This is a genomic window from Streptomyces tsukubensis (genome assembly GCF_003932715.1).
Taxonomy (GTDB): domain Bacteria; phylum Actinomycetota; class Actinomycetes; order Streptomycetales; family Streptomycetaceae; genus Streptomyces; species Streptomyces tsukubensis.
In genome coordinates this window covers 7,236,610-7,259,510 of record NZ_CP020700.1, presented here as the reverse complement: position 1 = coordinate 7,259,510, position 22,901 = coordinate 7,236,610, and the positions used below count along the sequence as shown (strand labels likewise).

Below are 22,901 nucleotides of genomic sequence, written 5' to 3'. Positions count from 1 at the left end.
ACGCTACTCGCTGAAGTCCCGGCCCGTCCACCAGTTGCCCGGAGCCTGCGGATCCCGGCTGGACCAGAACTCGACGATGGCCGAGGTGAACTCGGAGTGCGACAGCGTGCCGTCCCCGTCCCGGTCCAGACGGCGGAAGGCGAGGTCCGTCTCCTCGCGGGTGATCCCGGGGAAGTGGCCGCTGAGGAAGCAGAAGTACTCCCGCGGATCCACCACGCCGTCGCCGTCCGCGTCGGCGACGGACAGAAAGGCCTCGGCCAGCGCCCCCACGGTGGCCTCCCCCGCCGCGGGGTCGTCGGTCAGGCGCAGCATGGATTCCACGAACTGCTCCCGGGTCATCGCATCGGCACCGGACTGCAGCCGGGGAAGGTGCAGACGGCGCCAGACGGCCACATAGGCGTCCACGATGCGTGCCTCGGCGTCCGAGCCCTGCGCATGCCCGAGCGCCCGCGCCGACCGCTCGCCCATGAGTACGTGGTCGGCCTCGGTCAGTTCGCCGCTGCGGTCCGCGTCGAACCGGTCGAAGCCGTGCTGGATTTTCCGGAGCAGCAAGTCCTGTGACATGAGGTCTCCTGTTCTCGTGGGTCTTCCGTCCGCCGCCCTGCGCGATCCGAGGGTCCGTGGAAGGATCTCCGCTTGACCGCAAGCTACGTCGTCGGAGTGGCGGCGGGAACCGAACACCGGGCAGCACACAGGTGTACCGATACGGCATCGCCGCGGGCCGGGCGGCCGTCAGCGGGTGGTGGGGATGCGTACGGTTTCGGCCCACGGCGGGGGCTCCGGGGCGTCCTGGCCGATGAGCGCGGCAATCAGGCGGGCGGAGACGGGTTCCGGGGGCCAGGGGGTGTAGCCGTCGGTGAGGACGACGACGATGTTCGGCGGGTCCTGGGCGGCGAGGGCCCTGCGGATGCCGACGGTCATGTCCGTACCGCCGCCGCCCGCGAGTTCGACCTGGTCGACGGCGGTCACGCGGGCTACGGCGTGGACGTCCGCGTCGCAGGCGAGGACGGTGACCCGGTTCCCGCCGACGCCCACTTCGCGCAGGACGCCCGAGACTTCGGCGAGGGCGGCGGCGAGGTCGTCGTCGCCCATCGAGCCGGAGGTGTCGACGACGACGGCGACGCGGGGCAGCGGGCGGCGCAGGCTGGGCAGGACCACCCGGCCGCCGAGGGCGGGGGTGCGGCGCGAGGGCCGGCGGTAGGTGTAGTCGACCGCGCCGCCCGCCCACGCCGCGGCTTCGCGGACGGCGCCGGTGAGTGCCTTGCGCCAGTCGACGGTGGGTTCCAGGACCTCTTCCGCCCAGCGCCGCCAGCCCGCCGGGACCGTTCCCCGGGTACGGGTGTGGGCGCGGACCGCCTGGGCGGTCGTCCGGCGCAGGGCCTCGGCCTCCACCGGGCCGAGTCCGGCCGTACCGGTGCCGGAAGGTTCGCCCAGGTCCCATGGGGCGGGCACGCCGTGGGCGCCGGATCCGCAGTCCGGGGGGTGCGGAAGGGACACCGGAAGGTTCCGCAGGTACTCCTCGAAGAGCCGGCCTCCCGGCAGCCCGAACAGCCGCGGTTCCATCCGTCCGGGCGGCAGCCGCAGGCCGTCGGTGAGGAGGTCGTCGTTGATCTCGCAGTCCTGGGCGATGTTGACCCGCCGGTGGTCCCGCTGTTCGGCGGCGGGCAGCCGGTCGGCGCGGCCGTGGTGGTCGCGCAGCAGATGGGCCGCCTCGTGGATCCACACCCCGGCCAGTTCGTCGACGGGGGTCGCGTCGACGAAGGCGGGCGCGACGTAGCAGCGCCAGTACCGGTCCACCGCCATCGTGCTCACTCGTTCCGACAGTACGACGGTGAGGGCGTACAGGGCGGAGGCGAGGTACGGGCGTGCCTCGGCGGCCCGGTAGCGGGCGGCCAGCAGTTTGGCGCGGTCGAGGGGGACGGGGGTGGTCATGTGGTGGCCGGTCAGCGGGCGCCCGGCAGCGCACCGGCGAGCCGGAGCAGTTCGAGGAAGGCGTCGATACCGGGCGGGATGGGCCACTGCGGTTCGCGCATCGCGGCCAGGTCGCGGGCGGCCCGCGCCGCAACGTCGGGCACTCCGGCGTCCACGGCCTTGGCGAGGACCTCCCAGCCCGCTTCCCAGCGGGGGCGGGTCGGTTCGCTCTGTACGGCGGCGACCACGGCGATGAGGAACGCCAGCTGGCGGTCGCCGCGTTCGGGCAGGGCGAAGGCCGACGGGTCGGCGAGCACCCGGTCGGGGTCGGGGAGGTCCAGATTCTCCAGGTAGGTAAGGAATTCGATGCCTGCGCCCTCGCCGACGGCGCCCATCAGGGCGGTGGCCTGGGCCTCGCGCCCGGCGCCCGATGCGTATCCGGTGGCCAGCAGCCGCAGCGCCATCTCCCAGGTACGGGGTGAGGGCCAGGCGCGGCCGCGGCTCTCGGCGTCCTTCGGCAGATGGTGGACGAGGCCCGGACGGGCGGTCAGGAAACCGCTGACGACGCCGCGGGCGCGGGCGACCGACCCGGACACACGTGCCGGATCCACCGTCGGCAGGACCGTTTCGGGCCAGGTGCCGGCCATGCCGCGGGCCACGGTGCGCGGGTCGTGCACCCAGTCGATGTGGACGAAGCGGTTGGCGAGCGGCGGGCTGAGGTGCCAGCCGTCGGCGGCGCTGGACGGCGGGTTGGCGGCGGCGACGATGCGTACCGAAGCGGGGAGCGCCAGGCTGCCGACCCGGCGTTCGAGGACCACGCGCAGCAGGGCGGCCTGTACGGCGGGCGGCGCGGAGGACAGTTCGTCGAAGAACAGCAGGCCGTGTCCGGTGCGGGCGAGGCGGACGGCCCAGTCGGGCGGCGCCATCGGCACGCCCGAGGCGGCCGGGTCCTCGCCGACGATGGGGAGTCCGGCGAAGTCGGACGGTTCGTGGACGCTGGCGACGACCGTTTCCACATGTACGCCGAGGGCGTCCGCGAGCTGTTCCATGCCCGCGGACTTGCCGATGCCGGGCTCACCCCACAGCAGGACGGGCTGGTTGGCCGTCACCGCCAGGGCGAGGGCTTCCAGCTGGGGGTTCGCGGCCGGTTCGGTTCTGGTGGCGCCGAGGCGGATGTTGAGGGCGTCGGCGGCCGCGAGGGCCGGTGGTACGGGGGCGGGTGCGGGGGCGTTCACGGCTGGATGGCCTCGTCTTCCTCGGCGTCGGCCTCGTCCCAGTCGACGAGGGAGGAGTCCTTCTGGTCCATGTAGTCGTCGAACCACGCGGAGCCGATGCCCGGGTGCTCCCGCAGTACGCGGCGGCGCAGGAACGCCAGGTCGGTGCGCTCGTAGCGGCGGATCGACTGGGCGATGGACAGTTCCAGCTCGTCGACGACGTCGATCCGGGCGCCGGCCGCGAGCAGATCCCCGACCAGTTCGGCGGAGCCGCCCTCGTGGACGGCGCTGTGGAGGGGGGTGCGCCGGGCCGCGTCCCTCGCCTCCAGGTCCAGTCCGGCGGCCAGCAGGCGCGGCAGCAGTTCGCGGTGGTCGAGGAGATGGAGGACGTGCAGCAGACCGCGGCCCTTGCGGTCGCGGACATGCGGGTCGGTTCCGGCGTCCAGAAGTGCCGTCACGGCGGGCGTGTCGCCGTGCTGGGCGTGCAGGAAGAGTGCGTTGCGCTGTTCCCGCAGGGCCTTCGGCAGGGGCCCCTTGCCGCTGGTCCACGCGGCCTGTGCGGCGAAGCAGCCGCTGATGGTGCCGCCGAAGGCGCGCAGCGCCAGTTCGCGCTGCCGTTCCTGTTCGGTGTGCGGGCCCGCCAGTACGCCGTCGCGGGACACGACCTCGTGCCATGCGCTGCCGCAGCGGACCCTCACGGGTTCGGGCAGCCGCGGCCCGGGCGGGCCGGGGACGGGCCCGGCGGACGGGAACAGGGCGGCGGCGACCAGCGGGTGCAGTTCCTCGGGCCGGATCCGGCCGGCCCGCAGCAGACCGATGTCGGGCAGCCGCTCCCGGGCGTACAGGGGCAGGCGCGGGCTGCCGTCCTCCACGTCGAGTTGGTGGCCGGTGACGTGCGGCGGGGCGCCGTCGGGGTCGGCCGGGTCGAGCTCGGCCCGCAGCCGGGCGCGCCATCTGCGGGTGAGGAGGAAGCGCGCCCCGCGTCCCGCACGGGCGAGGAGGCGTATCTCTCCGGCCAGCCGGGTCAGGTCGGGGACGAGGAACGAGGTCGACCCGGCGATATCGGGCCGGGGGAGGTCGTGCGGGCCCTCCGGTGGCGGAGTGGGGCCGAGTCCGGCCGCGGCGTACGCCTCCGTGTGCTCGCCGCGTGCCTGGAGGACGGCGACCCATTCCGCGAGGGCGGCCGGGTCGGAGCCGCCGGGGTGCTCGTCCGGGAGCTCCTCGGGGGTGAGGGGGGTTCCGTCGAGGTGGAAGAACGGCAGCCGGCCGTGGGGAGCGGAGTCGACGCCGCCCGCGCTGAGGCGCAGTTCGCCGCTGCGGCGGGCGTCCCAGAAGCGGCGGGCGGCGGTCCAGTCCTCGGTGAGGTACCGCACTCCGTGGAGGTCGTCTGCGCCGGGCTCGACGGCCGGGCCGAAGTGCAGGCGGAGCCGCTGCGGCCCGGCCAGCATCGGAGTGTTCGTCAGCGACAGTACGGGGCCGCGGTGCCCGTAGGCGGCGAGGACGACGCGGCGGCAGCAGGCCAGGGTGGTGTGGCCGCCGAGCGTGCGCGGGAGGTGCCAGCGCAGCAGGTCGGGCGCCAGGTGCCGCAGGTCGTCGGTGACGCGGGCGGCCACCTCGGTGCCGTACCGGACCGCGATCCGCTCGGGGTCGAGGTCGTCGGGCACGTCCACGGCCGCCACGGCGCAGGCGGTCCGCCAGTCGCCCGCTTCCCGGGCCTCCGTGGCCTGTTCGATCATCCAGCGGGGTACGGCGTAGCGGCGGACGCGGGCCCAGGAGGAGAGCTCCTCGGGGGTGAGGCCGCCGGGCAGGTCCGGACGGGTGGTCACCGGTACACGCTCCCGATCGCCAGCAGGTCGGGGTGGGTCGGCAGGGCGGGCCGCAGTCGTTCGGTGAAGGACCGCTTGACCCGGCGGGGTGTGCCGGGGCCGAGGCCCACGTATTCGAGGCGGTGTGCTGCGGGGAGGGCGGCGAGCAGGCTCTTGGCGCCTCGGCCGGTGATGCCGGTGTGGCGCAGTTCGAGGCGGCGCAGGGGGCTTCCGGGCAGGGCGGCGGCCAGGGTCCGGGCGCCGTCGTCGCCGGTGGTGTTGCCGGGTGAGCCGAGGCTGCGTTCGGACATCGCCCGGCCGAGGTCGAGGGTTTCGATGCCGTCGAGGGCGTCGGCCAGGGCGCGGGCTCCGGCGGGGCCGATGCCGTTGCCGCCCAGGCCGAGGCGTACGGGCCGGGCCGGGTCGGTGGCGGCGGCCAGGACGGCGGTGCCCTCGTCACCGAGGTGGTTGGCCGGCAGGTAGAGCTCGCGGACCCCGGCGTCGCGCACGAGGGCGGCCAGGAGCGGGGCGTGGGAGGCGGTCAGTCCGTTGCCCCCGAGGAAGAGCCGTTCGAGCGGGGACCCGCGGTCCAGGAGGGCGTCGAGGAGGATCCGTACGCCCTCGGGACCGATCCCGGAGTTGACGAGGTCCAGGGTGCGCAGCGCGCTGTTGCGGCGCAGCAGTACGGCGAGGGTACGGGCGCCGGTCACCGTGACCGGGTTCCGCTTGAGCCACAGGGCGCGCACCGTGGTGTCCTCCGCGAGGGCGTCCGCGAGGGCGGTGACGCCGTCCGGGCCGATGCGGTTGCAGCCGAGGTACAGGGTCCGGATGCCGTGCGGGGTTCCGGCGTCCCGTGCGGCGGTCAGGGCACCGGCGACGGACCGCACGCCTTCGTCACCGAGTGAGTTGGTGCCGAGGAGCAGGTGCGCTGCGTGCGGGGAGCCGGTGGCCGCGGGCAGCAGGTGCGCCGCGCCCCCGGGGCCGAGTCCCTGCTTGCACAGGTCCACCCGCCCGTCGGCGCGCAGGGTGCCCAGCGGGAACGTCTCGTCCCCGGTGACGGGCCGCGCGTCGGCGAGCCGGGCCAGCAGCGGTGTGAGCAGTGCGGGATCGGCGAGCGGCAGATCGGGGTGCTCGATCGCGGGGCAGCGTACGGGCGTTGTCGGCTGGTCCATCACCACTCCACCGGTCCTCCGCCGGGGCCCGGCGTCCGCGTCGACATCAAGAAGGCGCAAGACCGGTCGGATTCGAACCGACGTCCTCCAGCTCGATGCGTGGGCGCGACGACCTCTGCGCTACGGCCTTGCTGCGGTGATCATAGTCATAGACGTCACGTTTTTGGATCAGCAGTTTGATTTCCGCGGCCGCGCCCGGGCCGTGGAGTCGGACGCTCTTCGCACCGGGCCCGAAGCGGCACCACGGCAAGCCTCGGGTACTCACGTACGCGTACTCATGTGCACCCGCCGGACTCCTCCGAGCATGGACCCCATGGTGCACAGCCCTGGACGGGAAGGGCTGTGCGCATCGACGCTCCCCGGGAAGGAGCTCCGGGGCCGGCCGTTCCCCTGCCACCGGGGGAACTCCCCCCTCTGTCGAAAGAGACCTGCGTGAGTCGCGACCTTCAGATACGAGCCGCCACCCCTGACGACATGCGCTGGATCCACGAGTTGAGGCACCGTGTGTACGCCGAGGAGCTCGGCCAGCACGCGCCACGGCCGGACCAGCGGCTGGAGGACGCGCTGGACGGCGACAACGTCTATCTCGTCGCGGCCCGGGGAGCGGCCCGGATCGGATTCGTCAGTCTGACCCCGCCGTGGCTGGGACGGTACGGCCTGGACAAGTACCTGACCCGCGGTGAGCTGCCGCTGCTTTCCGAGGGGGGAGTCTTCGAGGTACGCATCCTGACCGTGGAGCCGAGCCGGCGAGGCACCGTCGCGGCAGCACTTCTGATGTACGCGGCCCTGCGCTGGGTCTCCTCCCGGGGAGGCCGCACGGTGGTGGCGATGGGCCGCACCGAACTGCTCGGCCTGTACCTGGCGGTGGGCCTGCGGCCCGTCGGACGTACCGTGCGCAGCGGCGCGGTCTCCTTCGAGGTGCTGACGGGCGAGGTGGCCGAGCTGACGCGCACGGCCACCACCCGCTATCGCACCGTGTCGGAGCGGTTCGGCTCCATGGTCGACTGGCAGCTGGACATGGAGTGGGCTCCCGGGCCGGACGGCTGTGAACACGGCGGCGCCTCCTTCACCGCCATCGGGGCGGACTTCCGCACCTTGCACCGGCGCCATGAAGTGGTCGCCGCCGATGTGCTGGACGCCTGGTTCCCGCCCGCTCCGGGGGCCGGTGCGGCCATCGCGGAAGACCCGGCCTGGACCGCCAGGACCTCGCCTCCGACCGGCGCCGAGGGCCTGATGTCGGAGCTCGCGAAGGACCGGGCGCTGCCGGTGGAGACGCTCGTGGCCGGGGCCGGCTCGTCGGATCTGATCTTCAGGGCGTTCGGCCGGTGGCTGACCCCGGAGAGCAGGGTGCTTCTGCTGGACCCGGGGTACGGCGAGTACGCCCATGTCACCGAACGGGTGATCGGGTGCCGGGTGGACCGCTTCCGGCTGCAGCGGAAGGACGGGTGGCGGATCGACTTCGCCCGGCTGGCCTCGGTCGTCGGGGCGGGCCGTTACGACCTGGTGGTCGTGGTCAACCCGAACAACCCCACCGGACGCCATGCAGCCGCGGCCGAGCTGGGCACTCTGATCGCGGCCGCCCCGGCCGGGACCCGCTGGTGGATCGACGAGGCCTATCTCGGCTATGTGGACCCGGCGGAGTCACTCGCCCCCTTGGCCGCGGTGGACCCGCGGGTCGTCGTCTGCACCTCGCTGTCCAAAATGTACGCACTGTCCGGGGTGCGCGCGGCGTACCTGGTGGCCGAGCCCGGCACCGCGGCGCCGCTGCGCCGCTGGACGCCGCCCTGGGCGGTGAGCCTGCCCGCGCAGCTCGCCGCCGTGGCCGCCCTGCGGGACCCCGGGCACTACCGCTCCTGCTGGAACCGCACCCGTGTGCTGCGCCGTCAACTGGCCTCCGACCTGGCCGGGGTGACCGACACCGCCGTGGTCGAGGAAGGTGTGGCGAACTTTCTCAGCATCACCCTTCCGCACGACGGACCGACCGCTGCCCGGCTGGTGCGGGAGTGCCGCCGGCACGACGTCTACCTGCGTGATCTGTCTCCGCTCTCACCGCAGTACGAAGGGCGCACCGTACGTGTCGCGGTCAGGGACACCGCGGAGAACGCGCGCATCGTCGCGGCGTACGGAGCCGCACTGGAATCGCTGCGGCCCGGTTCGCCCTCCCGGCGCTCCACCGAGGTCCCGACCGACGCCGCCGCGAGCCGTGCCCGGTGACCGGTGTCTCCTCTCTCGTGCCCTTTCTCGGTGGGGCCCTGGCGCTCGGCGGGATCGCCGCGGCACTCTCCGGGCGCCGGGAGATGCTGGTCCGGTGGTGTTACTGGGCGGTCGGGATCCCCCTGGTCACCGGGGCGTTCTGGTGGGGCAGCCCGGGCGTGACGGCCCTGGCGCTCGTGGTCGGGGTGGTCGCGACGGCGGAGTTCGGCGGGCTGATGGGCCTGTCCCGGCCGGATCGGGCGGTACTGGCCACGGCGGTCTCCGGGGTGGTGCTGACGTCCTGGCTGGCACCCGGACACGAGGTGCGGGCGGTCGCGGTCGGTGCGCTGGCCGTCGCCGCGGTCCCTCTGCTGTCGGGTGACGCCACCCATGGTCTGCGCCGGCTCGGGGCGGGTCTGCTCGGGCTGGTCTGGCTGAGCGTGCTCGCCGCCCTGGCGCCACTCGGCGCCACCGCGCTGGCCCTGTTCATCGCCGTCTCGGTGGGTGACATCGTCGCGTACTTCGCGGGCCGGCGGCTGGGCGGGCCAAGGCTGTCGCCGCTCTCCCCGGCCAAGCGGTGGAGCGGCACCCTCTGCGGTGCCGCAGCCGCTCTCGGCGTCCTCACCGCACTGTCCGCGCTGAGCCTGCCGATGGCGGTCGCGGTCGCGGTCGGCGCCCCGGCGGGGGACCTCCTCGAATCCATGATCAAACGAGGAGCGCAGGTGAAGGACTCCGCTCGGTGGCTGGCGGGCTCGGGGGGTCTGCTCGACCGCATCGACTCACTCCTCCTCGCCTTGGCCGTCCTCCTCCTGCTCCGCTGACCACCACCGGGCTGTCGTGCCGAAGGCGATCGACACCGCCGAAGACCTCTCACCGGACTTCGACGGCCGGGGTGTCGACGCGAAGGACGCAGCGGGGTCCGCGTCGACGGGGATTCAGGCTCTCCCCCGGCCCCCGGTGTGCGGCACGAACAGTACGCACCGCAGGTGGCCCACGGCAGCCGGACGGGACTCCTCAAGAGCCCCTGACTCACCGGCAGCGGCGGTTCGATCCGTACCCACACATCGTCCGGCACCCCCACCGAGGGCCGGGCCCCCTTCCCCGTACCGCGCGACGAGCCCTCCGGCGAACGGCTACCCACCATCGCCGGCAGGGCCGAAGCCGACCGAGACGATACCGGCCGAAGAGATCGTGGCCTGGAGCAAACAGAAGCCGGCAGCTTGCAAGTATCCCCGGGTGGTGGAGTTCGTCGACGGCTTCCCTCTCGGCCCCAGTGGAAAGATCCTCGAACGCGAGCCGGCGGCCCGGTTCGGCCACTGACGCCGTGGCTTCCGGAGGGTCTCCGTACCCGAATCCCTCCGAATGTTCTCCGATACCGCCTGTGAATCGGCAGTGGATTTCCCCGGCCGCCCCCTGCCGGGGTTCCCGTCGAGGGGGCGGCGCGGGTGGGTGTCAGCGCTTCCAGACGGTCGCGCGCCAGGTCGTCGCGTTGCCCGCGCCGTCGGTGCCGACGGCGAATCCGGAGACCACTCCGGCGTCGTTGACCTCGAAGGCCGCCGCGTAGGGTCCGAGAGGGGTCGGCGGCAGCGGGACGACCGTTCCGTCGGGCTTCCACAGCAGGGCCTTGTCCAGGGCGGGGTTGCCTGCCGGGGGCCACGCGTATCCGACGGCGGTGCCCCGGTTGTTGATCGACAGCACTTCCCCGGCCGCTTCCGCCGGATTGGCGAGCACGGTCCGGGTGCCGTTCGCGTTCCAGCGGGCCGTGTCTCCGTACGGGTTGTCGTCCAGCGAAGCCCCCACGGCGGTGCCCGCCCGGTTGACGTCGTATCCCCGGCCGCGCCCGGCGTCGCGGACGGTGCCGTCGGCCGCCCACACCAGGACCCGGTCGTACTCCGTGCTCCCGGCGAGCCGCCCGTGGCCGAGGACCGTGCCGCTGTCGGTGATCCGGCTCGTCCTGGCCCCGACGAAGCCCGCCGGGAGGGGCAGCGCGCTCACGGCGCCCGCAGCGTTCCAGCGGACGGGGTGCGCGGGGCCGGTGGTGCTGCCGTCGCGCTGTTCGGTCCACCCGACCGCCGTGCCTGCATGGTTGACCGAGGTCGCGGTGCCGCTGTTGTCGCCCGGGAGCACGGGCAGGTCGGTCCTGCTGCCGTCGGGCCGCCAGCGCTGGGGCCGGGAGCGGTTGTTCTCCCCGGATGCGTCGCCGACGGCGACACCGGAGTTGTTGACGGCCGACGCGTTGCCGCCGCGGGACCCTGCGGGAAGCGTCAGCCGGGTCGGGGTGGCGCCGGGTGTCCAGCGGACGGGGTGGGTATCGGGCAGGGTGTTGTAGGAGAGGCCGACCGCCCATCCGTGGTCGCTGAGCCCGGTCGCGCGGCTGAACTGCTCTCCGGGCAGCGGCGCCAGACGGGTGTAGCCGGGGCGGTGGGCGTTCCACCGGATCGCGAGCGGTCCGTCGGAGCCCTCCACGTAATAGTCGCCCACGACCGTGCCGCTGCTGTTCAGCCCTCTGACGAAGCTGTGGATTCCTCCGGGCGGGATCGGGAGCAGCCGTGAGCTCGGCGGCCGGTCGGAGGATTCGGCCACCGCCACGGGCGCCGGGGCCAGCAGGAGGAGGGTGGTTGCCGCAGCGGCGGCAAGGGTGGCAGTTCGGGGGACGCGCAAGCGGGCCATCCGGAGACTCCTGATCTCTTCAGTGACATCGACGTGCAAATGCAGACAGATGCAGACGTACACATGCATGGGCATTTCGTCTGTTCCAGGCCAGGCAGGGGTCCCGAACCGCAGCCAAGTTTCCGGGTCCGCACGGCCGGTTGGCAGCCCGATCTCCACAACGGCCGAATTCATACACCTGTTCGCCTCAACGTGCGCCGACACGCCCGCCGCGCCCCAGGGGCAGGCCGGACCGCCGGGTGACGGCGCCCCAGCAGCGCTTCCGCTCCCACGGCGACGGACGCGGCCCGCAGCGGGTAAGCGCTCTCGTCCCGCCCGTTCAGGGCGGGAGTCCGCGGCGGCTTCCGGCCATCCGCCCGGCACTCCGGGCCCCGTTCCGGCCCGGGCATCCTCGGACGGTGCGAACGCTGCGGGGGCCCGGCGACAAGTAGGGGGTGTGACCGCCACCGAGTGATCAGGAACGGAGACTCTGTGGAATCGAACGACGAACACGGCCGCGGCGATGCGCTGTTGAAGCGCGCCGCGCGTGATCCGGACGCGTTCGCGGTGCTGGTGGAGGAGGTGTCTCCCGCGCTGCACGGGTATCTGGCCCGCCGGGCTCCCGGTGCGGCGGACGATCTGCTCGCGGAGGCATGGCTGCAGGCCTTCGCGGCGCGCCGCACGTTCGACGCCTCGCGGGGATCGGCGCGCGGATGGCTGTTCGGGGTGGCCCGCCATGTGCTCGCCGGGTACCTCCGGCGGGCCGGACAGGCGGTCGCCGTAGCAGGTGAGGCCGTGGTCGATCCGTGGCAGGCGGTGGACCAGCGGCTCGATGCCGCGGCTCTGGCGCCCGAAACTGCGGCGGGCGCTCGCCGGACTGCCCGCGGAGGAGCGGGAACTGTTGCTGCTGGTGTCGTGGGAGGAGCTGACGCCGACGGAAGCCGCCGCCGTGGTCGGGATTCCGGCCGGTACGGCCCGCTCCCGTCTCCACCGGGCCCGCGGCCGGCTCCGCGAACGCCTCGCCCCGCTGCACCGCCCGGCCCTGGCGCCCGCCATCCCGTTGGACACCGACCGGAAGGAACCGGCATGACCGAACGGCAGAAGCAACTCGACCACGTCGATCCGCTCGACTTCCCCGGCGCCGGAGCGCTCCGGAACGCGGGAAGCGTCGAGCCCCCCGCCCCGTGGGCAGTCGCCCGGGCCCTGACCATGGTGCAGTCGGCGGCCGCCCGGGAGACCGCATCGCACGGCCGCACCACGGCCCCGCTCAGGTGGTGGCATCTCACCCGCCGGCGGGGAGTCCTGGCCGCCGCGGTGACGGTGGCCGCCGTCGCTGCCGGGATCACCTTCCACGGCACCGGCACGGAGACCGCACGGCCCGCCGGGGAACCCTCCGGCCCGGTGCGGGCGGAATCCGCCGCCGTCTTCCTGGAACGCATCGCGCAGGTGGCCCACACCCGGCCGGCCACCGCAGACGCGCGGTACTGGAAGGTGCGGGCGGAGTCCGCGTACACGGGAGTGAAGCCGCGCCCCGCCGTGGACACGTACTTCGACCGGTCCATGGATATCGCCGTCGTCGTCACGGACGGTCGGACGCACAGGAAGCCGGGGGACTTCTCCTGGCGTCTGGGCCCCAGGAAGCTGGAGAGCCGGGAGGCCCTGAACCGGCTCCCCACCGACCCGGCGAAGCTGGTGGCACTGATGAACAGCTCCCGGGAGTACGGCGGCCAGTCGGCCTTCCTCCAGGCCGGCACCCTCCTCGGCAGCACCCCGGCCCGGCCCGAAGTGCGCGCTGCGCTCTACCGGGCCGTCGCCCGCCTCGACGGGGTGACGCTCACCGGCCCGGTCAGGGACAGTGCCGGGCGTACCGGGACGGAGCTGGTGTTCCGCGGCGCCGTCGCCACCGACCATCTGGTCGTCGACCCCCGTACCGGTGTGCTGCTGGAGACCCGCAGCGTCACGACCAAGGGCGTCGAACGCGGCAAGGTCAGGCGTACGACCTACCTGTCCTCGGGTCCCGCCGACCGGATCGGCTGACCTTCCCCCACCGCCGGAGATCCGGACCGGGAACGGGCCCGGCGGTGGGGACCGCGGCTTTCCCGCGGGTCGTTCAGTGCTCCCGCCGCATATGGTCGTCGACGGTGGCCGTGATCGCGAGGAGCGCGTCCCGCGCGGCCCAGGACAGCCGGGGGCGCAGCCCGTCGGCGCCGGGGAACAGGACACGGGCCCGCTGCGCCTCACCGGCGTATCCGGCGGCCAGCGCGGTGCAGAACGGATGCTCGTTGTCGAGGAGGGTCCGCACCGTCGCGCCGACCGGTCCCGGCTCGTCCATGAGGATGGCGTCGAGACCGAAGAGGAGGGGAAAGGTCCGGAGGAATTCCCAGCCCTCCATCGGGAGTTCCGAGAATTCCGCCGCACCGGCCCGGTCGTTTTCGCGGAGCGATTCCGCGAGCGTTCTGAGGAATTCCGCCGGATCCGCGTCCCCGGCGGCCCGTACCGCCTTCTCACGGAACGCGGCCGGGGCTTCACCGAGACCGTCGGCGGCCGCTTCCAGGGCGCCCGCCGCCGCATACGCCGAGCAGTTCCACTGCGCGACCGCGTCGCCGCGCACCAGCCTTACGTACCGCCGGAGCTCGGCGTCGAGGGAGAGGCGGCCCGCCGAATCCCGTACCGACACGGCGAGGTCGAGGAGCCGGACCACCGGCCCGTCCGAGAACACGGCACACACCTCTTTCACGGTCCCTGGTCCGGCCCGGCGGTGAGCACGCGATTCATGCCGCCGTCAGTGTAGTCACCGCGCGAAACGCCGTTGCCGACCGTCTCCCCGGGGAATTGCGGAATGTCCCTGGTGCCCGGGACACCGGGCGGCACAAGGTGGTCGAAGACCCGCCCCGAACCCACTGCTGCAGCTCCAGGATCTGCTGGGCCGGCCGTTCCGGAGCGACTCGGGGCCGCAGGCCGCGGGCCCCTTCCACGACGACGGTACGGTGGCCGACTTGGGCACCGTCTTCACCAGCGAGCGGGCCGTGACCGCGCTGCTGCGCCGGCATGTCAACCGGCCGCGGGGGGCCTCTCGCACGACGGCGCCCTGCCAGTGATCCGCGGTTCGTTCGAAGCGGCGTACGGAACCGGCCGGATCCTGATCGACCGGCCGGACCCCGCCGGGGCCGAGCCACTGCAGGAACGGCTCGTCGACCCTCTCGTCGGCCAGGCGCCGGAACCGTGGTTCCGCCGGAGCGTGGCGACGGCCGTCGACCGGGTCGACCGGGTCTACCCCGAGCACGGCGCGCTCTCCCGGGCGGCGGGGCGCTTCGTCAGGCCGTCGGGGCTGAGCTGACGGCGCCGGGCCCGGGCCTCTGAGCAGCCCGGGCCCGGCCCGGTCCGGCGGGCTCCGGGACGGGGGTCAGCCGGCCCGGCCCAGTCCGGCCTCGCGCGCCCGGACGATGGCCTCCGGGCGGCCCGCGGCACCGATCTTCATCAAGATGTTGGACACATGGTTCCGCACCGTCTTCTGACTCAGCGACAGCTCCAGGGCGATCGTCCGGTTGTCGAGACCGCGGGCGACGAGGTCCAGCACCTCGTGCTCCCGCCGGGTCAGCCCGAGCAGCACCGGCGCCGCGGACCCGGCAGGCAGGCCCGCGACCCGGGCGACGACCCGCCCGGCCGGGCCGGGCCCCAGCAGGAGTTCCCCGTTGGCGACCGCCCGGACCGCCCGCTCCACCTCCGTACCGCTCGCGCTCCGCAGCAGATAGCCGAGCGCCCCCGCCCGCAGACAGGCGAACAGCGAATCGTCGCCCTCCCCCGCCATGACCAGCACGGCCGTACCGGGCCGCAGCCGCCGGAGCCGCCGGGTGCCTTCGATTCCCGACTCCGCACCGGTGCCCGGGCGCAGGTCCATGACCACGACCCGCGGCCCGTGGCGCTCCACCGCCACGACCGCCTCCGCCACCGTGGCGGCCTCGGCCACCACCGACAGACCCGGCAGCGGCTCGAACAGCGCCGCCAGCCCCATCCGGAACACCGGATCGCCGCCCGCGATCACCACGGTGACCTCCGCCGGAGCGCCCGGCGCGCCGGGCGGCCCTCCCGCCGACCACGGGCGCAGCAGGGGACGGGCCCCCTCGGCCCCCCGGTCCGCCGCCGCCGTGTCCGGTCTCGTCGTCTGCGTCGTCTGCATCGTCTGCATCGTTCTCATCATCTGCATCGTGCGTGCCTCCCCCGTCCGGTCGGCCCCGGTACGTCCACAACGTCCCGGGCCACGACGCAGCGTCTCAGGGGGGCGGCGGCCTGGGCATACCAGACGTCTGGGGGGTGGCCCGGGAGGAACGAACGCCGCTGTTCCAACAACCCCTGTTCTTCGGAAGAGCGCCCTAGAATTCGGCCATGGTGCGCTACGGGGGGACGGTGCATCCCGGCCGGGTCCGGGACGCTGCGGTGCGCGCGGCGACCGCGGCGACCGACGTGGACGGGTTCTTCGACGGCGTCCTGGGGGCGATGCGCCCGGTGCTCCGGTCGGACCTGTGGGCCGGTGTCACGCTCGACCCCGACACCCTGATGAACACCGGCGGCAACTTCCGGCACGCCGTTCCGCGTCCGTACCTCGCCCGCATGCTGGACATCGAGTACCGCGAGGGCGATGTCAACGGAGTGGCGGAACTCGCCCGGGCACCGGAGCCGGTGGGCCTGCTGGGCCGTGCGGTCGGCGGTGTCCGGGGGCGCAGCCCCCGCTACCGGGACATTCTGCATCCGCTGGGTCTCGCCGACGAGGTCCGGGTGCTGCTGCGCGACCGCTACGGCGTCTGGGGCATCATGATCCTCGGACTGGGCCCGGACGCTCCGCCGTTCGGGCCGGAGGCACATGCCGTGGCCCGGTCGCTGACCGAACCGCTGGGCGAGGCGCTGCGCCGGCTGCATCTGTCCCGGCGGGCCCGGGAGGCGGAGCCCGCCGCCGGGGGTGCCGGATACGCTCCGGCCCCGGCACTGGTCCTGCTGGACGAGGAGTACGGCATCGTGCAGCTCAGCCCCTCGGCCGAGTTCTGGCTGGACGAGCTGCCCGCCCTGGGCGAACGCTGTCCCGCAGGCGACGGCCGGCCGCACGGGCACTGCGCCGGGCCGGACCGGCGGCGTACCGGGGCTTCCGGCGGCTGGGCTGAGCGCATCCTTCCGCCGGCGGTCTACGGGATCGCCGCGGCGGTCCGGGGCCCCGGCTCCTCCGGCTCGCTCGCGTCCTGGGCGCACACCGCCACCCTGGGTCGGGTCCGGCTGCACGCGTGGCTGATGGAGGGCGGTGGTCCCGCCCGGATCGCGGTATCGGTCGAGGCGGCGGGGCCGGGCGAGCATCTGGCCCTGATCACGGCCGCCCACGGACTCACGCCCCGGGAGGGCGAGATCGTGTCCCTGGTACTGCGCGGACACCCCACGGCGGAGATCGCCCGCCTGGCCCGGCTCTCCCCGTACACCGTCCAGGAGCATTTGAAGTCCGTCTTCGACAAGACGGGTGTCCGCAGCCGCCGCGAACTGGTGGCGACCCTCTTCGCCCGGCATGTGGAGCCCGAGGTACTGCGGGCCGCGGACACCGGAGGGCCGTCCGCCTCCGGGCAGGTCCCGGGGCGGCGGGAGCCACGTCGGGCCCGCTGAGCCCGGGACCTGACCGACAGGACAACCGGACACCTACCGCCGCACGGCGAGCTGCACGGTGTAGCCGCCGACGGTTCCCGCCGCTCCGGTGACCGGCAGTGTGTCGCCGGGCCGGGTGTCGGCGATATCGAGTGCCCGGGCGGCGGTGAGCCCGCCGAGGGGCAGGATTGCGGCGGGCACGGTGACGATCGCGGCGGCGTCCAGTACGGCGGATTCGGCCTGTGTCTTGGAGGATTGGAGGATTGGAGGATTGGAGGACAGGGGCAGCCGGTCGCAGAGGCCGATCACCGTATCGCCGCGGCGGAGACCGGAGACACCGGGGCCGAGGACGTCGACGGTGCCTGCGACGTCCCGGCCGAGGCCGACGGCATCGCGCTCGGGACGTACGTACTTCGGAGTGCTTACCGGACCCGGAAGTGTGCCATGGCGACCCGGACGCTGCGCGCCCTCGAACGTGACGGTCTGCTCACCAGGACGGTGACCGCGTCGGTGCAGATGCGGGTGGACTAACGGTGGACTACCGGCTGACCCCGATCGGTCGGGGCACCCCGCGGGCGGACGGGCGGGATGTCAGTGGTGCGCCGGATCGTCCGCGGTGGTGGGGGCGCTGCCCGAACGCTCCAGGTAGACCCATGCGCGGATCCCGGAGCGGAGCGTCACCTCGCGGCGGGTGTAGTCGTCCACCTCGTACGCGTCCGCCATCGCCAGTTCGGCGTCGCTGACCGCGAAGACCTGCCCCGCCACGTCGTCTTCGGGGTCCGGTGAGGGGACGACCATCGGATGGCGGTCGGTGCCGCTGGCCCTGATCACCTCCGGGTCGGTGATCAGAACGATCGTCGTACGGTGGCCGGACAGCGCGTCGGGGGTGCCGTGGAGCAGGCGGCCGAACTGCGAGAGCTGGACCTCGGGCAGTTGCAGGGTGCCGTAGGAGAAGAGGTGGTGGGCGGCCCGTTCGGGCACGGTCGGATCAGCCATGGGACACAGTCTCCTTCAGCGCACCGGGGCGCCCGCCGGTGGGGCGCGCCCGCGAACCGGTCCGCGAGGGCACAGGGCGAGAGTGGGCGCGCCGGGCGTCGCGGGCCGGGGGCACCTTGCCGTCGAGGGGCCGGGTGCCGCTCACTCCGGTCCGGCAGTGGTGGCGGGGTGCGCCCGGAGGGTGGACAGGGTGCGCGGGAGCCACTCGGAAATGATCCCCAGGACTTCGGGGAGCCTGGTGACCGCGCAGTGCCCCGTCCCGGGCAGCAGATGGACCTCGGTATCGCGGCGGCCTTCGAACACCAAGGTGTCACCCTGCGGAACATGGACGTCTTCGGCGCCGTTGACGACGAGCATCGGCGCCTGGTCGTCCAGGTCCAGCAGCGGCCTCAGCGAGAACGCCGCCAGCGCGGCGAACAGGTCGTCCCGGCCGGGCCGGCGGTCGAAGCCCAGGGCGTTGCCGACAATGCCGTCCATCCCGAACCGGGCCAGGCGGCCACGGTCGAACGCCGCCTCGACGGGGCCGCCCAGCACGATGGCGGCATCGGTCTCACCGGCCAGGCCGGAACGGGCGGAGTAGTGACCCCCCATCGAGATGCCCAGATGCACGACGATGCCGTTGCCCAGGGTCCTGGCGTGGCCGATCAGACCGCGGACGATCTCCGCGCCGTCCGGGCTCATCGTCACCTCCGAGTCACCCGTCCCGGGGATGTCGAAGGCGACGGCCGGCAGGCCGACGTATCGGCAGAGCGCCAGCAGCAGACCGTGCAGATCCATCTTCCAGCTGTCGACGCCGCCGCTGACCAGCAGCACCGGCCCCTTCTCCACGACAGCGGGCGGGGTGAGGACATGCACCGGCACCCGCGTGACACCGCCCCGGTAGGGCAGGTCCAGGACATCCCTGCGAAAGGACACCCCGAATCCGGGCGCCGCGAGCAGGTACTGCTCGGTCTGGCGGGCCAGCGCGGCCCGTTTGGCCTCGTCGGCCAGGGTCGGGAACCGCGCCCAGCCGTAGGCGAGGGCCGAAAGGCCGTGCGATCCGGCCTCGGCGTGGCGTGCCGCGAGAGCCGACCACTCGTACACCCAACCGCCGGGCTCGTCCGCCCACATATCGGTGACCGAGGCACGTACCGCGTCCACGTCCGCGACCGGCACACCGGAGCCGACCATCTGCGCGTACCGCTCCGCGAACAACTCCTTCGCCTCCAACGGCCACCGATACGACATCACGCCTCCACCGACGACTGCTAACGCAGGAACTCTGCGTTAATTCGGAAGGTATCGCCGCACCGACGGCTAATGCAAGTAACCTGCGATAGCATCCGGTGGTGACCGAAGAGCGCGCCCGCCGCAGGACCGGCGGCCGGTCCGCGAGGGTCCGCCGGGCCGTCCTGGACGCGACCCTGCAGACCATGGCCGAGCACGGCCCCGACGCGGTCAGGATCCCTGAGGTCGCCCGCCGGGCGGGCGTCCACGAGACTTCGGTGTACCGCCGCTGGGGCACCCGCGAACGTCTCGTCGTCGACGCGCTCCTGACGTACAGCCAGGAACAGCTCCATATCCCGGACACCGGAACCCTGCGCGGGGACCTCGTCGGCTTCGCGGACTCGCTGGCCGGCTACCTGGACACCCCGTTCGGCGAGGCCCTCGTCCGCTCCATGTCGGCCGCATCCGACGATCAGGCCCTCGCCCAAAGCCGCGAAGAGTTCTGGAACACACGGTTCGACCTGGCCCGGGTCATGATCGACCGGGCCGTCGCCCGGGGCGAGATCCCCGAGGGCACCGACCCCGCTTTCATCCTCGAAACCCTCATCGCACCTCTGCACTTCCGGGCCCTGCTCACCCGCCGCCCCCACGACGGACACCTCAGCAGCAGGCTCGTCGACCTGCTCCTGGCGGGCCTGACCCGCTGACCCGGCCCCGCCGCCCCAAGGGCGCGGGCACTGCGGCGGCGCCCGCCGATCCATGACATCGCGCGCCGACGGCCCCCACCGCGGACCGACCTCTTGCCTTCGGCCGCCCCCTTGGAGAAAATCCTTACTGTAGGTTTCTGCAAGATCTTGCAACATCGCGTCATGACGAACCTCCGTCCCAGGGCCCGATGTGCTCCGACGTCGGGCTCCTTCCCGTAAGGAAAGGGCAAGTTCATGTCGTTGTTGAGGAAGACCGCGCAGCGTCTGGCCGCAGCAGGTGCCGTGGGAGCCCTGGCCGTTTCGGCAGGCCTGGTGATGAACGCACCCCCGGCGACCGCCGCTCCGGCCCCCGCACTGGCCGGCGTCTTCATCTACGCCAACCCCAACTACTCGATCCCGGTGTACCCCAGCGGTGCGCCCGTACAGGTCGCGAACCTCGGCGGCCCGGCGCAGGACAGCACGTCCTCCATAGGCAACAGCACGGACCTCCGCATGTGCTTCTACGAGCACGGGAACTACGGCGGTCTTGAGTTCAGGATCGGCCCCGGCGAATGGTGGGCCACGCTCCCCGGGTGGATCAACGACAGGATCTCGTCCTACCGGCCCTGCTGACCGAAGGCGATCCGCACGACATCACCGCCCACCGCGCGCCGGCCGACCGCTCCTTGAGGTGCCCGAACGGAGAGGAAAGGGGACAGCGCGCCGACAGAAAGGCAGCCATGCATTCCCGTGTCGAAGACAGGATCTCCGTCTTGACGCACGCCAAGCGTCGACTGGCGCTGCTCGGCGCTGTCGTCACCCTCACCGCATCGGCCGGTGTCCTCGCGAGCGCGACCCCCGCCGAGGCCGCCGGCTGCATGGAGAACGGGCGCAGCCTGTGTCTCCGGAAGCACGACAACTACGGCGGCTACTCCCTCCCCTTCAGCATGCCCAACGTCCACTCGAACCTCGGCCAGTACCAGGACCAGGTGTCCTCCATCGTCAACGACTCGCCCTACTCCATCTGCTTCTACGAGCACCCCGGCTACGGCGGTCTTGAGTTCAGGATCGGCCCCTGGGAGTGGTGGCCCACGCTTCCCGGGTGGATCAACGACAAGATCAGTTCGTTCCGCCCGTGCTGAGGAGGCTTCCGCCCGTGCGGGGGAAGAGGAATCGGCTCTCGTGACGTCGGTCCCCGTGACCCGGTTGTGGTCACGGGGACCGACGAGCGGCGGGGGCCGTCGCCACCGGCCGACCTGCCGCCCGGGCTCCCGGGCTCCCGGGCTCCCGGGCGACACCGGTGGCACCGCGACGTCGATCGGCCGTCAGGAACGGTCGGACCCTTCGGCAGCCGGAACGGCTGTACCACTGCGCCGTGTTCGGTACGTGCGCTGCCGGCAGGCGGCCGAACAGTGGGTACGGGGCCGGCCGCGGGGGGACGGCACCACCGGCCCCCGGCAACCGGGGCAGCACACCGGCATCTCGCCACCCGGCCTTTCACCACCCGGCTTTTCGTCACCCGGCGCATGCATCACCGGAGTTTCGTCACGGGCCTCCGTCCCCTCCCCTCGCGCTCCGCCGCTTCGGGCGGCGCGAGCCGCGGTGACGAGGTCGGCACCGGGGGCGTGCCCGCGTGGAGTGTGCACGGACAGTTCGGACTCCAGGACGGGGCACTGCCGCACGATGTCGTCGTCCTCGCAGAGCCGCAGATGGCGGAGGTACTCCAGGGCGGCCTTCAGATCGCCGATCCGCTGCTCCAGCAGCTCCATCTGCTCGTCGATGGTGTGCTGCCAGGTGCTGAGCGCGGCCTTTCCCGAGGTGACGACGGCTGCCCGGTCCAGCGGCATCCGCCCGACCACACAGCACAGATAGGCGAGACCGATCCGGCGGAGGCCGGCCTCGTCGTAGAGCCGCTTGCCTCCGACGCGGGCGGGTGGGTCGAGCACGCCCTGCCGCTCCCACCACCGCACCGTGGACGGCGCCAGGCCGTACAGTGCCGCTGCTTCACCGATGGAGACTCCTTGTCGCGTCACACGTCCAGTTGACATCAAGCCGACTTCACCAGGCAAGCTCCGAATGCCCATCCCATCGGCAGGAGGATCGAACGTGTCAGAGGTCGAGTACGCGGAGACCGTCGTCATCGGAGCCGGCCAGCAGGGGTGCGGTGTGGCCGCGTCCCTGCAGGAGCTGGGCCGGGAATCCGTTGTTCTGGAACGGGGGGAGATCGGCCAGGCATGGGGGCTTGAGCGGTGGGACAGCCTGCTGGTGGGGAGCGGAAACCGCTCGGTCCGGTTTCCCGGCCGGGAGTACGACGGCGACGATCCCGACGGCTTCATGCCGGGCCGTGAACTCGCCCACCGTCTGCGCCGTTACGCGGAGGACCGGAAGCTCCGGGTACGGCAGCACACGGCCGTCCGGGAGGTCGAGTGCCCGCCGGACGCCTCCGACCACGACGAGGTGCGGTTCAGGACCCATCTGTCCGACGGGGGTTCCATCGGGTCCCGTAACCTCGTCGTGGCGGTGGGTGGTTATGCCGCCCCCCGCGTCCCCGCCCTCGCGGCCGATATCGACGCGTCCGTCACACAGCTGCATTCGCACCGCTATCGCAATTCCGCATCCCTGCCGGACGGCGCCGTTCTGGTGGTGGGCGCGGGAATCAGCGGACAGCAGATCGCCGACGAACTGGTGGACGCCGGGCGGGGTGTGTTCCTGTCGGTCGGCCGGCACGGCGCGTGGCCACGCCACTATCGGGGCCGCAGCCTCCATGAATGGATGTTCGTGTTCTCCCTGGAGGAGGAGTACGTCAGGGTGGGCACCGGCGGAGACGGTCCGGCGGAGGTGCTGCCCGGTCTGCCGGTGGCGGCTGTCCTGGACGGCACCGGCGATCTCAATCTCGGCACACTCGCCGGGAAGGGAGTCGTTCTCGTCGGTTCCGCGCGCGCCGCGGAAGGCCGGACGCTGCTCCTGGAGGACAACGTCGTCGCCGTCGCCGAGGCGTCCGCCCGTTCGTTCCGGCAGGTGATCGACACCATTGACACCGGTATCCGGGCACGGGGCTACCCGGTACCGGAACAGCACCCGGCACCCGGTGTCGATCTGGACCGCATCTCCCCGTTCGGGGACCGCCTCGACCTGGAGCGCGAGGGCATCACCTCGATCGTCTGGTGCACCGGGTTCGGGCCGGACTACCGGATTCTCCCGGCGCACGTACTCGACGACCACGGCGCGCCCCTGCAGCAGAAAGGCATCCTCGGGGCGATCCCCGGCCTGTACTACGCCGGACTCCCGGACGGGAACTCCCTCGCCCCGGTGGCCATCGGCGCCAATGTCGAGAACGGGCGCTTCATCGCGCGCCGTATCCACGTCGACCACATCATGCGAACCGGATCTCCGGCCTCGGTGATCACACCGTAGGCCCCCCGGGCCCGGCCGTCGCGCGGGGCGGTGGAGCGG

23 protein-coding genes and 3 pseudogenes are annotated in these 22,901 nt (G+C 72.9%); 13 read left to right on the top strand and 13 right to left on the bottom strand.

Going from position 1 to position 22,901, the window contains the following annotated elements:
- Window positions 1-3: 3 nt before the first annotated feature.
- From B7R87_RS30230 to B7R87_RS30205, 6 genes and pseudogenes are all read right to left on the bottom strand, one after another.
- The gene (locus B7R87_RS30230; protein WP_006345212.1) at window positions 4-564 is read right to left on the bottom strand and encodes an EF-hand domain-containing protein; all 561 of its coding nucleotides are present in this window, start codon (window positions 562-564) and stop codon (window positions 4-6) included.
- Window positions 565-732: 168 nt separating this feature from the next.
- Window positions 733-1,932, bottom strand: a complete 1,200-nt coding sequence (locus tag B7R87_RS30225) for a vWA domain-containing protein (RefSeq protein WP_130584770.1) — start codon at window positions 1,930-1,932, stop codon at window positions 733-735.
- A gap of 11 nt (window positions 1,933-1,943) precedes the next feature.
- Window positions 1,944-3,146 (bottom strand): AAA family ATPase, encoded by a 1,203-nt coding sequence (locus B7R87_RS30220; protein WP_006345215.1) that lies wholly within the window; start codon window positions 3,144-3,146, stop codon window positions 1,944-1,946.
- Window positions 3,143-4,951, bottom strand: coding sequence for an ankyrin repeat domain-containing protein (locus B7R87_RS30215; RefSeq protein WP_006345216.1), 1,809 nt, complete (start codon window positions 4,949-4,951; stop codon window positions 3,143-3,145). The genes B7R87_RS30220 and B7R87_RS30215 overlap by 4 nt, the downstream gene beginning before the upstream one ends.
- Window positions 4,948-6,102: a leucine-rich repeat domain-containing protein gene (locus tag B7R87_RS30210; protein ID WP_006345217.1), complete on the bottom strand. Its 1,155-nt coding sequence runs from the start codon at window positions 6,100-6,102 to the stop codon at window positions 4,948-4,950. The genes B7R87_RS30215 and B7R87_RS30210 overlap by 4 nt, the downstream gene beginning before the upstream one ends.
- Before the next feature lie 57 nt (window positions 6,103-6,159).
- Window positions 6,160-6,232: pseudogene (locus tag B7R87_RS30205) on the bottom strand.
- A 302-nt stretch (window positions 6,233-6,534) separates the two neighbouring features.
- Here B7R87_RS30205 and B7R87_RS30200 point away from each other — a divergent pair.
- From B7R87_RS30200 to B7R87_RS34200, 3 genes are all read left to right on the top strand, one after another.
- Window positions 6,535-8,316 (top strand): histidinol-phosphate aminotransferase family protein, encoded by a 1,782-nt coding sequence (locus B7R87_RS30200; RefSeq protein WP_040913080.1) that lies wholly within the window; start codon window positions 6,535-6,537, stop codon window positions 8,314-8,316.
- Window positions 8,313-9,116, top strand: a complete 804-nt coding sequence (locus tag B7R87_RS30195) for a phosphatidate cytidylyltransferase (RefSeq protein WP_006345219.1) — start codon at window positions 8,313-8,315, stop codon at window positions 9,114-9,116. The genes B7R87_RS30200 and B7R87_RS30195 overlap by 4 nt, the downstream gene beginning before the upstream one ends.
- A gap of 370 nt (window positions 9,117-9,486) precedes the next feature.
- Window positions 9,487-9,615 carry a hypothetical protein gene (locus tag B7R87_RS34200; RefSeq protein ID WP_269847480.1) on the top strand — a complete coding sequence of 43 codons (129 nt, stop codon included), beginning with the start codon at window positions 9,487-9,489 and terminating at the stop codon, window positions 9,613-9,615.
- Window positions 9,616-9,747: 132 nt separating this feature from the next.
- Here the strand turns inward: B7R87_RS34200 and B7R87_RS30185 are convergent, their stop codons facing one another.
- Window positions 9,748-10,965 (bottom strand): hypothetical protein, encoded by a 1,218-nt coding sequence (locus tag B7R87_RS30185; protein WP_040913082.1) that lies wholly within the window; start codon window positions 10,963-10,965, stop codon window positions 9,748-9,750.
- 450 nt (window positions 10,966-11,415) lie between these two features.
- Between B7R87_RS30185 and B7R87_RS34325 the strand changes: the two are divergent.
- From B7R87_RS34325 to B7R87_RS30175, 3 genes and pseudogenes are all read left to right on the top strand, one after another.
- Window positions 11,416-11,652: pseudogene (locus tag B7R87_RS34325) on the top strand (sigma factor); the annotation flags it as partial.
- Between the two features lie 124 nt (window positions 11,653-11,776).
- Window positions 11,777-12,034: an RNA polymerase sigma factor gene (locus B7R87_RS33900; RefSeq protein ID WP_006345221.1), complete on the top strand. Its 258-nt coding sequence runs from the start codon at window positions 11,777-11,779 to the stop codon at window positions 12,032-12,034.
- The gene (locus B7R87_RS30175; protein WP_006345222.1) at window positions 12,031-12,981 is read left to right on the top strand and encodes a hypothetical protein; all 951 of its coding nucleotides are present in this window, start codon (window positions 12,031-12,033) and stop codon (window positions 12,979-12,981) included. The genes B7R87_RS33900 and B7R87_RS30175 overlap by 4 nt, the downstream gene beginning before the upstream one ends.
- Window positions 12,982-13,054: 73 nt before the next feature.
- On the opposite strand, the gene B7R87_RS30170 is transcribed toward B7R87_RS30175, so the two are convergent.
- A complete protein-coding gene (locus B7R87_RS30170) occupies window positions 13,055-13,663 on the bottom strand; it encodes a hypothetical protein (protein ID WP_006345223.1) in 609 nt (202 codons plus the stop codon).
- A gap of 375 nt (window positions 13,664-14,038) precedes the next feature.
- Here B7R87_RS30170 and B7R87_RS30165 point away from each other — a divergent pair, with 375 nt between their 5' ends.
- The gene (locus tag B7R87_RS30165) at window positions 14,039-14,281 is read left to right on the top strand and encodes a hypothetical protein (RefSeq protein ID WP_130584769.1); all 243 of its coding nucleotides are present in this window, start codon (window positions 14,039-14,041) and stop codon (window positions 14,279-14,281) included.
- A gap of 66 nt (window positions 14,282-14,347) precedes the next feature.
- Here the strand turns inward: B7R87_RS30165 and B7R87_RS30160 are convergent, their stop codons facing one another.
- Window positions 14,348-15,121 carry a response regulator transcription factor gene (locus tag B7R87_RS30160; protein ID WP_233168964.1) on the bottom strand — a complete coding sequence of 258 codons (774 nt, stop codon included), beginning with the start codon at window positions 15,119-15,121 and terminating at the stop codon, window positions 14,348-14,350.
- A 206-nt stretch (window positions 15,122-15,327) separates the two neighbouring features.
- On the opposite strand from B7R87_RS30160, the gene B7R87_RS30155 reads away from it, so the two are divergent.
- Complete coding sequence (locus tag B7R87_RS30155) at window positions 15,328-16,581, top strand: helix-turn-helix transcriptional regulator (RefSeq protein WP_006345226.1); 1,254 nt, start codon at window positions 15,328-15,330, stop codon at window positions 16,579-16,581.
- A 33-nt stretch (window positions 16,582-16,614) separates the two neighbouring features.
- Here the strand turns inward: B7R87_RS30155 and B7R87_RS30150 are convergent, their stop codons facing one another.
- Window positions 16,615-16,761 (bottom strand): hypothetical protein, encoded by a 147-nt coding sequence (locus B7R87_RS30150; RefSeq protein WP_157997819.1) that lies wholly within the window; start codon window positions 16,759-16,761, stop codon window positions 16,615-16,617.
- 243 nt (window positions 16,762-17,004) lie between these two features.
- Here B7R87_RS30150 and B7R87_RS30145 point away from each other — a divergent pair.
- Window positions 17,005-17,088: pseudogene (locus B7R87_RS30145) on the top strand (winged helix-turn-helix transcriptional regulator); the annotation flags it as partial.
- 63 nt (window positions 17,089-17,151) lie between these two features.
- On the opposite strand, the gene B7R87_RS30140 reads toward B7R87_RS30145, so the two are convergent.
- A complete protein-coding gene (locus tag B7R87_RS30140; RefSeq protein WP_006345228.1) occupies window positions 17,152-17,556 on the bottom strand; it encodes a gamma-glutamylcyclotransferase family protein in 405 nt (134 codons plus the stop codon).
- A gap of 141 nt (window positions 17,557-17,697) precedes the next feature.
- The gene (locus B7R87_RS30135; RefSeq protein ID WP_040913091.1) at window positions 17,698-18,783 is read right to left on the bottom strand and encodes an alpha/beta hydrolase; all 1,086 of its coding nucleotides are present in this window, start codon (window positions 18,781-18,783) and stop codon (window positions 17,698-17,700) included.
- A 101-nt stretch (window positions 18,784-18,884) separates the two neighbouring features.
- On the opposite strand from B7R87_RS30135, the gene B7R87_RS30130 reads away from it, so the two are divergent.
- The 3 genes from B7R87_RS30130 (at window position 18,885) to B7R87_RS30120 (ending at window position 20,590) form a co-directional block, all read left to right on the top strand.
- Complete coding sequence (locus tag B7R87_RS30130; protein ID WP_040913105.1) at window positions 18,885-19,469, top strand: TetR/AcrR family transcriptional regulator; 585 nt, start codon at window positions 18,885-18,887, stop codon at window positions 19,467-19,469.
- 234 nt (window positions 19,470-19,703) lie between these two features.
- A complete protein-coding gene (locus B7R87_RS30125; protein WP_130584767.1) occupies window positions 19,704-20,081 on the top strand; it encodes a hypothetical protein in 378 nt (125 codons plus the stop codon).
- A 140-nt stretch (window positions 20,082-20,221) separates the two neighbouring features.
- The gene (locus B7R87_RS30120; RefSeq protein WP_157997818.1) at window positions 20,222-20,590 is read left to right on the top strand and encodes a peptidase inhibitor family I36 protein; all 369 of its coding nucleotides are present in this window, start codon (window positions 20,222-20,224) and stop codon (window positions 20,588-20,590) included.
- Window positions 20,591-20,773: 183 nt separating this feature from the next.
- On the opposite strand, the gene B7R87_RS30115 is transcribed toward B7R87_RS30120, so the two are convergent.
- Entirely contained in the window at window positions 20,774-21,481 is a 708-nt protein-coding gene (locus B7R87_RS30115; RefSeq protein ID WP_233168963.1) for a helix-turn-helix domain-containing protein, read from the bottom strand.
- A gap of 73 nt (window positions 21,482-21,554) precedes the next feature.
- On the opposite strand from B7R87_RS30115, the gene B7R87_RS30110 reads away from it, so the two are divergent.
- Complete coding sequence (locus B7R87_RS30110) at window positions 21,555-22,862, top strand: flavin-containing monooxygenase (protein WP_006345234.1); 1,308 nt, start codon at window positions 21,555-21,557, stop codon at window positions 22,860-22,862.
- The last annotated feature ends 39 nt before the right edge of the window (window positions 22,863-22,901 follow it).